This is a genomic window from Leadbetterella byssophila DSM 17132, assembly GCF_000166395.1.
Taxonomy (GTDB): domain Bacteria; phylum Bacteroidota; class Bacteroidia; order Cytophagales; family Spirosomataceae; genus Leadbetterella; species Leadbetterella byssophila.
Map to the genome: position 1 here is coordinate 740978 of NC_014655.1, position 15913 is coordinate 756890.

The 15913-nt window shown below is 40.5% G+C and carries 6 protein-coding genes; all 6 read right to left on the reverse strand.

The features are described from left to right. On the reverse strand, positions 1-1680 hold the full coding sequence (locus tag LBYS_RS03370) for a TonB-dependent receptor (RefSeq protein ID WP_013407496.1): 1680 nt from the start codon (positions 1678-1680) through the stop codon (positions 1-3). Between the two features lie 272 nt (positions 1681-1952). Further along, on the reverse strand, positions 1953-3548 hold the full coding sequence (locus LBYS_RS03375) for a hypothetical protein (protein WP_013407497.1): 1596 nt from the start codon (positions 3546-3548) through the stop codon (positions 1953-1955). A gap of 161 nt (positions 3549-3709) precedes the next feature. Next, the gene (locus LBYS_RS03380) at positions 3710-5968 is read right to left on the reverse strand and encodes a hypothetical protein (protein ID WP_013407498.1); all 2259 of its coding nucleotides are present in this window, start codon (positions 5966-5968) and stop codon (positions 3710-3712) included. A gap of 6 nt (positions 5969-5974) precedes the next feature. Further along, positions 5975-8002 (reverse strand): fibronectin type III domain-containing protein, encoded by a 2028-nt coding sequence (locus tag LBYS_RS03385; protein WP_013407499.1) that lies wholly within the window; start codon positions 8000-8002, stop codon positions 5975-5977. A 3-nt stretch (positions 8003-8005) separates the two neighbouring features. Then, positions 8006-14179 carry a hypothetical protein gene (locus LBYS_RS03390; protein ID WP_013407500.1) on the reverse strand — a complete coding sequence of 2058 codons (6174 nt, stop codon included), beginning with the start codon at positions 14177-14179 and terminating at the stop codon, positions 8006-8008. Between the two features lie 5 nt (positions 14180-14184). Further along, on the reverse strand, positions 14185-15864 hold the full coding sequence (locus LBYS_RS03395) for a hypothetical protein (protein WP_013407501.1): 1680 nt from the start codon (positions 15862-15864) through the stop codon (positions 14185-14187). Positions 15865-15913: the final 49 nt, after the last annotated feature.

Genomic DNA, 15913 nt, shown 5'->3' on the forward strand with positions numbered 1-15913 from the left:
TTAGAAGCTAAATGTATATCCGATTTCCCCTGTGAATTCTTGGTATTTTAGAGGGTCAAGGTCTTCTAGAGACGTATTATTCATTAATGAAGCAAATCTTAGACTAAATTGATGATTCTTTACCGGGAGGTACGCGGCGTTTACTCCCAGATTTATAATACTTGCATTTCCGTTAGTTAGCTCACTGAGTGTGTATGAATTTTGAGAACTTAGGTTCAATTTATTTTTCAATAAACCTTTTGAAACACCTAGACTAATGCCTTTATTAGCAATGTTTCCTATACTCATCTTATTGTTTACATAGTTCAACCCTACATTAACACTTAGGTTACTTTGATTTAGTATCAAATTATAATTTAAGTAAGCAATATTTGTAAATATGTCATTGTCATGACTTGACTCTTCATTTAAGTCTTTCAGACTGCTGGCATTGTAGGAAAGAATGAAAACTTGAGTTTTCTGCTTATCATTGAGGACTAAACGAGGAGTTAGAGAAAGGTTTTGATTGGTTTGTGCCAAAAGATATTTTTGATCTACTAAGGCTACGGTAGGTTCAGAGTTAGAACTGAAGTTGGTAAAATTCGCGTCAAATCCAAAGCTATTGCTTAGGTCCCAACTCACATTTGCCAAGCTGATCACCCTTTTAGTAGAGGCTAGCTTTTTCTTCTTTTGATTGTCCTCCTGTATACCTATACTACCATTCAGTCGCAGTTTTCCTTTCAATAGATTTAAACTTGGGCTAATAGTTATATTTCTTAAGTCGTTTTGAAAATAATAAGCTCCCATAGATTGGAAGTTAGGTTCTACCAGTTTATAAGCTGCTTTAAGAGAGAAGATCTTATCTATGTACCCTATTCCCCCGCTGTAGGCTAAGTAGTATTCTGAAGTGGCATTCAGGTTGAATAGATCTTTTATCTGGTTTAATCCCTTTCGTGAGGAGTCTATATCTACCTCTAGATCAGAATGGATATCTTTGGTATAGACACTCACTGCCCCGTCACCGAAGATCAGTAATTTTTTGAAGAAGGTATATTCAAAATCGGCACCCAATACCGCATTTGAAGCCTTTTTTACCTGGGTAGAATCCAAGTTTCCCTTGAAACCTTTATCGCTGTCTTTAGCGGATAAGAAGGAAATACCTACTTTCTTTCCCCTTTCTCCGTATCCTACTTTTACTGCAGAACCGTATCTGGAGAAACTTTCGGGTGTAAGGTATCCGCTTAATGTATCTATGGAGGTAGATCTATTGAGTCTACCGGTCATAAAACCTATTTCCCATTTGCCAGGTCGAAGTTCCGCGCCTCCACCTAGTACGGTATGTCCTGCAAGGGTATAAGGTGAAAACCTTACATTTCTGTATCCACCATGTAAGGTAAGCCATTTATAGGTGGGGCTTAGTCCAATCTGATTGAATGGTTGAGAGAAATTCCTCTCTTGTTCACTGATAGTAAAAGTGATAGGTACAGTGATGCCGTAGAAGGAGAGTGTTGGTGCTCCTGAGAGAATATAGGTAAAAGGACTCCGCCTACCATCTATTCCACTAGAACTATACATGATGGTTCTAGCATCAATCCTCCCGCTTATGGCAAAAGGTTTTTCGTTCTTAATAGTACTTAAATCTTGGGAATAAGCTGTTAAGCTACATAGTCCCAAAACTAGTAGGAGGTTTATTTTAGTCATAGCCAATGTAAGTGGCCCAGGTTTATTAACTTGGGGTAGCAATGACGCAAAGATAAATTTGCTATCTCCACCTACCAATACCCAGAAAGGTGTAATTACTTGGTGTATTGTATTTATTTGCAGTTAATTACTTGTTTCGTAGATTAACTATATTTTTTCAGAAACAATAATTTATTAAGCTGTTCCAGTTGATGAAAAATTTTGATATATAAATTTTTTTTATTAAATTTATATATGGATCTATATTAAAAAAGGGAAGATACATCCTCCCTTTAACACTGTTCCGTTTCCAAATTCAGTTTATCTCCAAACGTATTTACCCCTCTATCATCCAAAGCATAAGCTCGGACAAGCACGGACTTTCCACAACCGGGATTAGGTATGGAGGCTTTTATTTTAATGGGGTTATTATATGTTGCTGGTACCTTAATTTTTGAATGAGGTTCATTTTCTGAATATGCGTAAAGGAATCCAAATTCCACTAATCTATATGTGCCTTGAGTTATTTCCGCGCTGATCAATAGATTGCCATTATCGTCCTTTTCCAAGTGATTATTTGTTTTTACCGCTGTAGCTACTAGTTTTCCAGTAGTAAAGGATTTTGTCTCTCCATAATATACTTGCCCCCTTGAAATGGTATAAGTACGGTAATAGTATTTGTTTTCAGGTACTAGGTTATCCACTTTAAATTGGAATGAGAATGGAAGGGGTTGATTGATGTTGGAAAGTTTCAATTGTTGACCATTTTGAAGGTTAGGATCTGTATTTTTACTCCAAATTATACCTACCTCTGATACAGCATAATCTCCGGCTGATAGGAGCTTGCCTACTAAGGTAGCACTTACGGGCGTTAAAGCTAATGGACTAAGGGTTTGCATTTGAGGAGCTGTGCTTCCTAGCGTAATGGTTTTGATTTCCCCGTATGTGGTTACTCCTCCGCTAATGGCATAGGCTGTGTATTGATAGGTGGTACCTTTATGTAAGTTATTAACACTTACATCAAATGCTGTGGGGTAGGTACTTAAGGCCGCATCAGAGGCTTTAATTTGAATATTGTTATCCGTTCCGTATGTCATTCCATACTCAGTGATGGGTTTAGTACCAGGTGCTAGTATCTCTCCTTTTAACACTAAGGAGGTTTCTCCTGGAATGGCTTCTCCCGTTCTAATCTTCGGTGCAATGATATTTTGGGTAATAAAGCTCATTTCTTCTCCATAGATAAAAGTATCGTTTGCCTTGAGGTAGGATCTGAAATAGTACTTAGTTTCAGGATTTAGGTCAACGGCTACATATTCAAAGTTGATGGGTAGGGATTGTCCATAATTAATTAGAGCGTGCCGGGATGCATTATCAATGGTCGGATGCTCTGAATGGCTCCAAACGAAACCATATTGCGAAATTTGCAAGTTCCCGGCAGAAGTAATTATACCTCTGAATTTAGCAAATTGCCCCTCTATAGCCTCGGCTGCAAGGGTTTGAATTGTGGGCATTTCTATAGGGGAAGTGGTGAAAGATTTTGTACTACCGTAAACCGTAGTGCCATTATAGGTAGCATACGTCTTTACAAAATATTTTGTATTTGCCTTTAATTCTTTAAATTCTGTACTAAGTTTTTTAGGGGATTTTTCGTTTCGGTTGATAGCTCCAAGTTTTGAATAAATTTCATTTGAATTACTGTCCAAAGAGATGGTGAATCCATGTTCGGTAATGTCATGATCTCCTATTTTATTCAAGAATGCATCAACATATACATGGTGAGGACCTAGGTCTGTGATCTTGACTTCACTAAGTTCAGGTAAGGTGGGGGCAGATGGATCTTCGCAGGCAGTTAAGCTCAAAAGGGCTAGAAATAGTTTAGCTTTTTTCATTATTTGTATTTTTAATTAAGAGAAAAGACCCGCCAAAATAAGAAAGGGTTGGAAGATGAGTTAAATTATTTAAGGTAAGCTAGTTGAATCATTAAAAGATTTCATTTTAAATAAAAAAAGCCACAGAATCTTCCGTGGCTTTTTAACTCTTTAAGGGATTATTAATTTACGCAACCAGTTCTTGTTATAGTGACCACATTTCCGTAGGAGGTATTTCCTTTATCATCTATAGCATATGCCCTAAAGGAAGAACTACCATTACATGGTGCAAGTATGGTTCCGGTAAAGGTGTAAGAATTACCCATATTCGCCGGTAATGGGGCTATCACTTTAGTGGCGGTGGCATTATTAAATGTTCCCGTCAGATTATTGATGTAAAGGAACCCTATTTGCACTATGTTAGCAGAACCTTTATTAACGGTACCTGATGCTCGTATTCCTGAAGCTTGTAAGTTGGTATAGGAACTACTGGTAGAAACAGAGGTGGCCACAATGATCACGAATGGGTCTGTTTTAAAGGAAACAGTGTTACCATAATGCGTTTGTCCGTTACTTATGACGTAAGCTCTGTAATAATAGGTGGTATTAGATGTCAAACCGGATAAATTAAAGCTATAGTCATGAGGATAGGAGATGCCAGAGCCACTTTTACTCACCTTACTATTCGCTGTGGTTGGATTCGTGGTTGTTGCCCAAACTATTCCCATCTCTGTGATAGGGAAACTACCCTGCGAGCTTATTCGGGCGTTAGCCGTAGCGGTTAATGATCCTATGTTTGAAGCGGCATTCGTTACCACTTGCGGATTAGATACAGATGTAGTAAACGATTTACTATCTCCGTAAGCTACGACTCCATTCATGATGACATAGGCTCTATAATGATAGGTTGAGCCAGCATTAAGTCCGGTGATTTCCACAGAATAAGAATGTGGGAAGTTATTGACGTTTCCTGTGATTTCTTTTTTGCTGTTAGCAGTAGTAGGATTAGGACTTGTTCCATAAACCATCCCGTATTCTGTTATATTATGTGAACCTTTCGTGTCTATAGATCCAAAGAGCGTTGCCGTGTTATTTCCGGCTTTGGCCTCTATAGTGCGGATAATTGGCAACACCTGATTTGTAGTAGTAAACGTCTTATTTTCTCCATAGGTAGTAATTCCGTTGGAAATGACATAAGCTCTGTAATGGTAGGTGGTATTCATTTGAAGACCATTAATATCCATTCCAAAGGTATGTGGGAAGGAAGTGACGTTGCCACTTAAAGAAGATTTGGAATTAGATGTTGTAGGGTTGGCCGAAGTCGCCCACACTATTCCTCTTTCGGTGATAGGATAAGTTCCTCCTTTTGTGATGGTACCTTCTAATCTCACATTGGTGTTACCTATATTGCTTGCATTACCAGTGGTGATTCCCGGTTGACTCGCTTCTAACGTCTTAAAGGATTTGTTTTCACCATAGGAAGTGACTCCATTGGATATGACATAAGCTCGATAGTAGTACGTGGTGTTGATGTTTAGTCCACTTAAATCCATTCCGAACGTATGTGGGAAGTTGGTCACGTTTCCGCTCAAAGATGATTTTGAATTGGAAGTCGTAGGATTAGCAGAGGTTCCCCAAACCACGCCTCTCTCGGTGATAGGATAAGATCCTGCACTGCTTATGGTTCCTTCTAATCTTGCTGTGGAAGTTCCAATATTGCTTACATTTCCGGTATTGATACCAGGTTGGGATACGGATTGTGTTTTAAACGTCTTGTTCACTCCATATGAAGTGACTCCGTTAGAGATCACATAGGCGCGATAATGGTAGGTGGTATTTGGACTGAGTGATCCTGCGTTAAAATTGAATGTAGTAGGATAATTATTTATGCCTGATTTAATGCTGTGTTTCAGTGTTGATGCGGTGGTCGGGTTTTCTGCTGTGGCCCAAACAAAACCGTATTCTGAGACTGCGTTAGTTCCTTTTGTGGTTACGGCTCCATTTAATGTGGCGGCATCATGCTTTATGTTTGTTGCCTCGTCAGTTCTAATTCCGGGCTGTAGTATATTAGAGGTTTTAAATGAGGCTATGGGGCTGAATACCGTTTGAGAATTAATGACCGCATATGCACTGGCATAATACGTGGTATTGGCTTTTAAGCCGCTCATCACTGATGTGATTTCAATAGGAACAGGTTGGGTTTTGTTTAAGGTTCCCAGTTTAGATGCATTGGTGCCAAGCTGTGCTGAGCTGTCTTCGCTTATGACGAAACCGTGTTCTGATATATTTTGATCTCCTATTTGGGAGAGTTCTGCTCTTATTCTGGCCGAATTTGGACCAATTTCAGAGAAATTTAATTCTCCAAACTTAGGTGGAGCCGGTGCATAGACTTCTTCGCAAGCTGTGAGGAAGAATAGGAGGAAGATAAGTCCTTTTTTCATGGTGATTTATTTACAAATGAGTAAGTCTGATTCTTGGTCGTCCAAGTATTTGATCTTGAGTGCGTATTTACCTTTTGGGCCGGCTTTGCCAGGTTCCTCAAAAGTGTTGGTAGTTGCAGGAAGTGATTTATATAGCGTTAATCCTTGCCCTGAATCTTTGTACAGTATATAAAAAGCTACTGGATTTGTACTTGTAGACCATTTGAGCTGTACTTTGCCCCCTGTAAAGGTTCCCGTTAGAGAAGAGCTCTCTTTTGGTGGTGAATACGAGGTTCTTATTGTTATAGGATGTGCATATTCCGAGTATAGTCCACTCGAATCTACTGCACGAAGGGTATAGGTGTAGCTGATACCAGACTTTAAGTCCTTATCTGTATAGGTACTGCTTTTGGGGCTACGGTGGATTTCTACCCATTTCGTTTCATCATATACCTTTTTATACAAGATAAACTCCTTATGATCCTCACTGCTGGATTTGGACCAATTAATCACTATCCCGGAGGTAGTGTTCACATAATCCAGGATGACGGGTTTAGGAGGTGGAATCATATCCGGTCTGTTTAGTACCAAGGGTTTGCTATAGTCAGAATGATTAAAGTTTCCGTCTACGGCCACGATTTTGACAAATAGTTTTTTTGTCAAAGTTTGGGTGGTAACGGAAAAGGTATAGCTGGTGTCTGGTACAATGTCAGAAATAGCACTGTAAGTATGGTCTCCTTGATTAGCAATAAATATCTTGTAACCTCTAAGTGCATCTTCCTTTTGATCCATACTCCATTTTAAATGAACTCTGCCTGAGGTATCTATATGTCCGGATAAACCTGAGGGAGGAGCGGGTGGCATTAAATCCGGTTCATAGATGTAAATTGAATTACTTAGACTTGTATTTCCTGCAGTATCTACTGCCATCAATCTATAGTAGGAAGATCTAAAATTTTCTGGCAAATTGAAGGTATAAGTAATTGTAGTAGGAGGGAGCATATCCGGTACCAGTAAACCGTCATCAGCAGTATATCTTTTACCTTTTAAAAGGAAGTAGCCCTTAATGTCCTTTTCCTCCGGTTTGGTCCAGTTTAATATGACCTTTTTGCCCTCCTTCTTAGAGAATACCATGGGTGAAGCAGGAGGAGTGAGATCTTCCGCCATCCCGCGAACCGTTTCATCAAACGCGATCTGTTCTCCAAAACTGTTGACACCGATTAATTTATAGTAGTACTTCTTGTAATTTTCTACACTATCGTAGTAGGAATAAAAATCATTCTGTGAAGTAGTGTCCTCCGCAGTTTCGGGAATATAGATCTGAGCATTTAACCTTTTGAACGTTTGGTTATCAGTAGACCGCTCCACGTAGTAGCCGGTAAATTTACCTTCCGACTTTGGCCAGTTTAGACTGATATACCCGTCTCCATTTTTGGTAGTAAGGCCAAAGAATTTAGGTATGTAGTTGAGATCTCTCCCTGTCACATAGATAAAACATGGATGAAGTGTTCCGGGTAAACCTATAGGAATGGTGGGAACAATTCTGTAAACATAACTTTTAGTAGTGTCTACGTTTAGCTTATCTTCATATCCCAAACCGGCTACTATGGCTGCATCTTTACTCAATGCAGCATAAAGGGAAACCATCATATGCCTGTTTTGCATATCTATGTCTTGTAGTTTTAGCTGCTCTATAAGACTTACTTTTTCAGGTAGAGCATTTTTCCCGTATAGACCTTCAGCTACTACAGCTACTGCAGTGTCTGAGTTGAAACGACTATTTTTAATTTGTTCCAAAGTCCAGGCTTTTACAGGCTCCGTGGTGATTTTTTGCCAGTTCTTGTTCTCCGGCTCGCCTGACTTGTTGAGTATGATCCTTTCGATATGGACACCGTCCTTTAGCATCTGTTTGAAAACCTGGTAATTGGTTACATTCCAGCGCAAGACTATCTTGTCTTTGTATGGCTTTCCAAGGCCAATTATATTACCCTCAACTCCTGTTTGAGCGAAGGAAAAGCTACTATACAGCACTAAGAAAACGAGTAACTTTTTCATGATTTAACGATTTATTATTCCTTGTACCTTTCCTTCCAACTGTTGTGTATTGAGACCTTTTCCAAAATTTGAAACGGCATTATGCACTTCTCTCCATATTCCCACATTGGCCATTCCGGTGATGACGTTGTCACCAGGATTGATCCGACTATTGATCACTCTATCAATAATTCTCTGTACAGGATCACCAGCGGGTAAATTGACGAAGTCTCTACAGCGTCTGTCGAATCCACTGTGGGTGAACTTTATGATGCGTACACTAGTAGGCTCCGTAAAGGACAAACTTGAACTTAATCTTAGATTAGAAAGGGAAGTCATGCCATTGTTTGAAAATCCAAGATTCGGAGGTATGGGCAAAGGCAATGGCACTTCCGTTGGATGCGCACCTCCCACCTGAGTCAGATTAAAGATATTCAAGGTGGAGCCGTTAGATGTTTGACAATCTGCACCAACTGCCAGTGGCGGACGTCCTTCTGCTAGAATGAATTTTTCTTTTGGGTAACCCGCCTTTTGGGCTAGAAAACTGATAACTTTTTCCATCCATTGGGGATGTAAGGGATTTAGGTGATAAGTTGGACTAGAATTGGTGCTTGTATTGTCCACTACACTAAACCTTTCTCCTGAGAGTTCAGCTACTGCCGGGAAATTGGTTTTTTCACCGGTTACAATTAGGTAGTTCCCGTTTTTATCTTTGGGTAGCCAACTGTCAAGTATTTTTCTGGTGGTGGCTTGATCCGTGTTGTTGTCTATGGCTCTGCTTCGGAGGCTGGGCGCATTTGTTGCCGGTTTTATTGGTTGGTACTGAGCAATATTTAAGGGAGCTACATCTTGCCATTCGTCCAAGTCAATTTTGACCGAATTTGTTTTCACCGCCGCAGTCTTTTCTCCCAAATTCAGATAGTAGCTAGTTTCAAAGTTGTATCCCCCAATGATTTGCTCGCTTGCCACTAAACGTGGTTTACGATTCGATCCAAACTTCAAGAATGAGACGTCTAAGCTTTCTGTGGATGGTATCCGTCCTGCATATCTGATATTTGCAGATTCAGATGATGTGTCCGCTTTAGCATTTGAACCTTCTATCTTGGCAATTACTAATGCTGTGTATCTTCTATAGGGGGATAATGCTACGTTTAATTTTTTTGCATCCAGGTCTGTATGTTTCCCTAGTTCAAAACCTTGTCGAACGCTGATGGGTAAGTCTGCACCCACTTGTTGGCCGTTTTCATACACGCGTAGTAGTAATTTCGTTTTACTATTAAAGTTGGCAAAGTTGTTTTCAAAATTGATGTGCTTATTTAATTTGATCAAGAAATTATCATCATAGGAGTAAAACTGTGCCTTTCTACCGTGTATAGGTGTGGTAAGTTTATAATCTTGTTCAGGGATTATTTTTAATCCGTCATCAGTAGTGAATCTGGTAAGGGCTTCTTGTTGCGCCCTTTGTGATTTATTAGCCCGGCCATTCTCATCCAGAGTTCCGTCCTTTTTGATGAAATAATATTGTCCTACTGTAGGTCTCCCGTTCTTGATGGTAAGTTTTGCTTCCTTCATGTAGGCTATGACCTTGAATTCATACTTTTTATTTTTTGTTAAATAGTCTGACTTCATGCTTTGAGGAAGGACGGGTTCAAATAGGGCATCAAAATCATTGCCCGTACCTATGTTTTTCAATTGAACCTTATGTTCAACGGCCTCTTCCTTTAAAGTTGCTTCTACGCAATCTCTAGAAAATCTGAAAAATCTCCATTTGGGTTGACCTTTGTCGTCTACATTGGTGAAATCCTCAATGGTTAGGTCCCTGCCTAGTTTTATATTAAATAATACGTTAGGAATGGAGTTTACGGGAACTAGTTCTGGTCCTTCTACTGGGTTAACTTCAGAAATGATCTCTAGACCGGCTAGGGGATCTCCGGTTATTTCGCATTCGGTTCCAAGGCTAACTCTAAAAGTAAAGTTCCCGGAAACTGCACCGTCTAGGATCTTGAAAGATCCGCCTATAAATCCGTCAACATATGTGGGGTTAGGTAGTCCAACACGAACACTAGCCCCCGCACCTGCATCAAAAATGGTGAACTTCCCTTTGATTGCTAGTAGATTCAACTCTACTCCAATCTTTGCTCGCGCCCCCATATATGCATTTCCCTGCGCATACCAGCCTCCAGGCCCGCCGGCCCCTATGACATTAGAACAATTAATACCTTTGGTTATAGATATGTCAAAACCGGCTTTACTTTCTACTGTTCCAAAGAACATCAGAAACTGTCCACCTGCTGTAAAATCAACTCTACTACCAAAAATGATTCCGGAGTTTTTTCCATTTGGTCTATAAATACCTCTATTGGGCGAAGTCGCAGGTTTATTAATCTTGTTACTTTGAGCACCCGCGTAATTCAAGATCTCTTGTGGAATTTCTGGCATATTGTCCACTCTACTCCCTACTTCAAAATAGCTCCACCCACTAAAAAAATAGTCATTTTTACTTCCTCCTACAAGGTCCTTTCTCAGTAATCTCACCGAGTGAGGCCCCATTCCTATATTCAAAGGACGCCCTGCATAAATGTGCCAGCCTTCTGGGTCTGATTGGATTTCTATCAAGCCGTAGGCAAATATGTACTGAGGAAGTGCAAATGTGGGTACCCCTAGTGTAATACTGAGATTTGCACTTAATTTCTTATTCTCAAAGTCATAGGTGATATCCATATTAGCGAAACCTGTTGATGCCGAATCCCTTTTATGTAATGGTTTATTTATATCTGTTAAGATTCTTGCATTCGCATTGAACCTTATATATTCTACACCGCCACGAGGTGTAAACCCCATGGAAAGGGTAGCATCAGCATCGAGAGTATTTCTGTTTGTTAGTCCGATCAAAACCGTAGCCTGAAGGCCGAAATAGCCTTTTGCCGGTTCCAACTGTAAACCTGCTGGGTTGTAATTAAGGAGGGAATTGGCTCCTTGATCATTGGTGGGCTGTGTTTGGGAAGTTGCGCTTTCTAAGATGCTTTTACCCTTACTCTTAAGAATATCTGTGTTGATGGGTTTCATATTGTAGTAAAAGCCTCCACCAAAACCATATAAGGCAAGGGGAATGGGGGGAGCGAATGTTATTCCTGTATTTTGCAAGTCTACCAATGCATTGAAATCAAAGTAAGGATAGGAGGAATTTCCTTGTCTTTTATTTCCGAAGCGTGCCCGCATGGATACAGAAACTATTTCTGCAATGCTAGTGCTTAAGGCTCCTATAAATCCTTCATCACCATCTTTATTATAATACATGATGGCACCTTCAATGGTGGCCGGGCCTAACTGTGTGCCCGCTGCAAAGCTTACGTCATTGATTTTACCCCCTACACCGTCCCAAACTATTCTATTGTTCTGTAATGTGAATTTTGAACCTACCGTTGCAGATGCTGCCGCATTGCAAGCGAAGGGTTCATTAATCAAGGAAAGTTGACCATTAAAGCTGATACCCGCTAAAACGGCTTCATCTTGAGTAGGGGTAACAGCTAAATCAAGGTCTCTTATCGTAAAATCAAAGCCTGCAATCTTCTTTTGTGCCGAATTGAATTTTAAAACAAAGTCTCTCTTATCCCAATATGGATACTGGGTTTGAAGTTTGAAATGCTCCACTCTTAATTCTGGTAGATGAATAGATAGTGGTACACTACTTTCTGAAAGTACGTCTTCAAATGAGAATTTCCCGCTTATGTCTGTTCTGGCTAAGAAACCATTCTCAGATGTCTTACTAATAGATATCGATGAATTATCCTCAATCCTTAAAACCGCATATAGAGCTTTGAATCTCAATTGGTCTTTCGGGGCAATAACAAATTCATACTCAAGCCCGCTTCCGGGAGCATAGGTTAAGTGGGAGTGATAATTCATCTGGTTCGCAATGTCCGTCGGACTTCCCGTGCCAGGCAGCACTAGCTTACCGGTCATGAGGCTCTTTCTGAAGCCGGATTTAAATAGGTCTAGTGTGAAATGATCCACAGAGGCGTACCAGCCTTGAAGGTTACCATTGCCAATAGAAATAATAGGAGTGGTGGCATTGGCAACTGAACCTGTTATACCGTTTTTGTCAATGATGAAATTTTTTGCCTCTATAGATAATTTACCTTCAGGATTACTACCGTTTTTAACTATAGAAGGAAGGGTAACGATTAGTTTTGGTAGGTAAAATCCATGCCAAGTGTTGACATTCACGTCCGTGTAAGTTTCATTGCCTACCTTTAAGTTGGGTGGTAGGTTCGTAGGATTGCTCTTATCTGAATGATCATATGCAATATAGTTTCCACCAAGACTAAAGGTGATGCTATTCATTCCTTCTATATAAAAATCATCCATGGTCGCTTCCGCTACCCAATTGCTCCAGCCTTCTGTACTTCTGGCATTTAATCTAGCAACAAGATCTCCACCTCCCTGTACCTTTTTTAATCCTCCTTTAAAGGTGTAATCTATGGCTAAGGAAAGTTCTTTAAATCCTTTCTTTTCCATGATCAGATAGGTGCCTTTTCCATTTAAATCACCTTGAACTAACTTCATCCCTATGCTTGGCACATTGAGGTCCTCTTTTAACCTTATTTTGAATTCTTTGCAAAGGTCGGTTGATTTCATACACCCACCCACCATTTCAAATGCTGCTTTACTGTTACCATCCGGTATATCCATAGAAGCTACAGCATTGAACCAGGCTTGAGTGGGGGTAAAAAAGATTTCTGTTATTCCTATGGTTATGGGCCCTTCATCTAATCCTATAGGTAATTCAAAACCAATGTTGTTGGCAGAATTCTTCAAGCTGCTTACCAATTGATCTTTCTGTTGCTCGAAGAAGGTCCCAATTTGATTGATTTCTGAGGAACTAAGTGGAGCGGGGCTTAATCCTGGGGCATCAGTGCTAGGAAGAATAGACATGTCATTTCTTCTCATCCCTTTTACTTCACCTGCTATCATGGTTTTAGCTCCACCGGCATTCACCACCTCCATGTCAAAGAATCTTACACGAAGTTTGGCTAGACTGGAGTTAATGAGAGGAATAGGAATGGTACCTGTTCCTTTATATGCGCCGTTTTCATTATGTTCTATGCCGGTAACTTTCATGGTGAAGCTACCTACTTTCACTTCATCCCCTACGGCTATCTCTGCTGATGTGCCTTGGGGAATGTTTTCCTTGCATTCGCAGACTACCGGATCTATAGGCGCAGATTTTATCACCATAGGAGTAGGAGGAATCTGAGGAGGAGTGGTAGGTGTCACTACTACGGTTTGTGTCTGTATGCTGGGTTTATCTGTCAAATTCAGAGTAGGTAGTATTGGATTTTGGTAAGTAAATGCCCGTACTTCAGAGCGACCACCATTTTGGAAAAGACTAGGTGCATATTTCCCGTTCTTGAATCTATCAGGATCCAATGCGGTTACTGCCCAGGCGTATTTTCTACCTGGAACTAGTGGCGGTTCCCCAGGACCATATACAAACACATTATTGGCTACCTCTTGCCGGAAGAATGGCAGCCCTGAGTTATAGGCATCGTTTGTGTTGCGGTTAGGATCAAGCATCTCCACCAGTTTGATTTCATAGGTAGTACCTAGTGGTGCACCTGCGGGTCTGGTCCAGGAAAAGATAATATTTTGAGCGCCGGTGGCCGTTATCTTTTGTTCTTCCTGGGGTTGGATTAACATAGGTGCCTCTAAATTACGCATGAAGATGGTGGCGCAACCTGCGTTAGAGGGAGACAAGGGTTTATTGAACTGTTTATAGTCATATGCCTGTACACACACAGCATAGGTTCCTTCTCCCACGCGGTCCACAGCTGCAATTCTCGCTGAATCTGTGTTGTTAAAGACCAGGTTAGACGGTTTATAAAGTTCCATGATTTCTTCTGCACTGACCATCACCACCTGACCTGCAGGTATGACTATAGGTCTTCCTGGTCTATATTCTGGCTTAGTGTATATTTGACGGGCATTGTCTATACCTGTGATCTGCCCTCTCAGATATACTTCCTGACGTGTGTTTGTCAAGTTTTGAAGTGTGATGACCATTCTTCCCGGTTCTCTGTAATAGGACAGATAATCTGGATATGGAGGAGGAATTACTACATTTACCCGTACGGTGTTTTGCGCAAATGCAGAAAAGACAAGCAGTAAAAGGAAGCAGGTGGAGATAATTCTTTTCATGACGGTTAAAAGCTAAAGGTGTATCCTATTTCTGCGGTAAATTCGCTGTATTTGAGAGGATCCATATTCTCTCTCTTCGTGGAATTAGACATGGAAGATGCACGTAGATTGAAGCGATGTGCCTTAAATGGAGCGTAAGATCCACTTACGGAAAAGTTCATGATTGTGCCATCTCCATTTATTAATTGGGAGCGTGTGTATGAATTTTGAGAGCCTAGAAGGATCTTGTTTTTCAAAAATCCCTTCGATGCACCTATACTTATACCCTGATTTGAGATGTTCCCTACAGACATTGTATTGTTTACATAATTCACTGCGGCATTTATGCTGAGGGAAGTGGGATTAAGTGTAAGAGTATAGTTTAGCATGGCCACTGAAGAAAATATGTCGTTTTCTTCGGCGGTATCTTCATTGAGGTCTTTTAGTCGACTACCGTTATATGACAAGATAAAAATCTGGGTGGAAGCGGCACTGCTAAGAATGAAGCGCGGAGTTACGGATAGATTCTCATTCGTTTGCGCCAGGAGAAATTTATTGTCTACCATGGCAACTGTGGGTTCGGAGTTCATGGTGAAGTTCGTGTAGTTTGCGTCGAGGCCGAACTTTGTACTGATATCCCAGTTTAAGTTTGCCATGCTGATGACGCGTTTGGTCTGGGCTAATTTTCTGTTCTTTAAATTATCTTTCTGTAGTCCAATGCTTCCATTGAATCTTAATTTGCCTTGTAAGAGAACTAGCCCGGGGTTAATGGTGATTTGTTGGAGATCATTTTGGAAAAAGTATGCACCCATGGATTGAAAATTAGGCTCTACTTTTCTATAAGTTGCTCGGATTGAAAAGAGCCTCTCTACATACCCAATTCCCCCACTATAGGCTAGAAAGTATTCTGAAGTAGCATTGAGGTCAAATAGGTTTTTGAGTGTCTTTAGGCCTTTTCGGCTGCTATCCAAATCAATTTCAAGATCGGAATGGATGTTCTTTGTATAAATACTAATTGCACCGTCCCCGTATATACTAAGTTTGTTAAAAAGGATATATTTAAAATCTCCTCCCAGCACGGTATTCGCGGCCTGGTTAACAGTGGTGGAGTCCAAATTGCCTTTGAATCCCTTTTCACTGTCCTTTGCACTTAAAAAACTGAGATTGACCATTTTTTCTTGTGTGCCATATCCCAGTTTTATAGCTGTACCGTATCTGGAGAAGCTTTCCGGCCTCACATAACCGCTTAATGTGTCTATGGTGGTGGATTTGTTAAGTCTACCTGTCATGAATCCAACGCTAAACTTTCCGGGTGTTAATTCAAAACCACCTCCCAGCAGGGTATGTCCTGCCAAGGTATATGGGGAAAAGGATACATTCCTGTATCCTCCGTGCAAGGTGATCCACTTGTATTTTGGACTCAATCCAAATTGATTAAAGGGTTGATTAAAAGAGGCTCCTTGAGGGCTGTAACTAAAACTGACGGGCACCGTAAAACCATAGAAGGAGAGTACGGGCGCGCCAGTAATTACAAACGTATAGGGGTTTCTTCGGGGATCAATTCCTTTAGCTGTGTAGGAGATGCCTCGGAGATCTATTGTACCGCTATATTCAAATGGTTTCTTAGATTTAATATCAGTTAAATCCTGGGAATAAGAGCAGATTGAATATAGCATTATAAATGCTATGTAGATTTGGATTTTCATTTCTTTTCATGGTATGCATGGTCATAAATTCTTGGAGCAAATTTACCTT

Bases quoted from the DNA above. Each gene is read 5' to 3' on its own strand.
- LBYS_RS03370 (WP_013407496.1), bottom strand. From the start codon at position 1,680: ATGACTAAAATAAACCTCCTACTAGTTTTGGGACTATGTAGCTTAACA.
- LBYS_RS03375 (WP_013407497.1), bottom strand. From the start codon at position 3,548: ATGAAAAAAGCTAAACTATTTCTAGCCCTTTTGAGCTTAACTGCCTGC.
- LBYS_RS03380 (WP_013407498.1), bottom strand. From the start codon at position 5,968: ATGAAAAAAGGACTTATCTTCCTCCTATTCTTCCTCACAGCTTGCGAA.
- LBYS_RS03385 (WP_013407499.1), bottom strand. From the start codon at position 8,002: ATGAAAAAGTTACTCGTTTTCTTAGTGCTGTATAGTAGCTTTTCCTTC.
- LBYS_RS03390 (WP_013407500.1), bottom strand. From the start codon at position 14,179: ATGAAAAGAATTATCTCCACCTGCTTCCTTTTACTGCTTGTCTTTTCT.
- LBYS_RS03395 (WP_013407501.1), bottom strand. From the start codon at position 15,864: ATGAAAATCCAAATCTACATAGCATTTATAATGCTATATTCAATCTGC.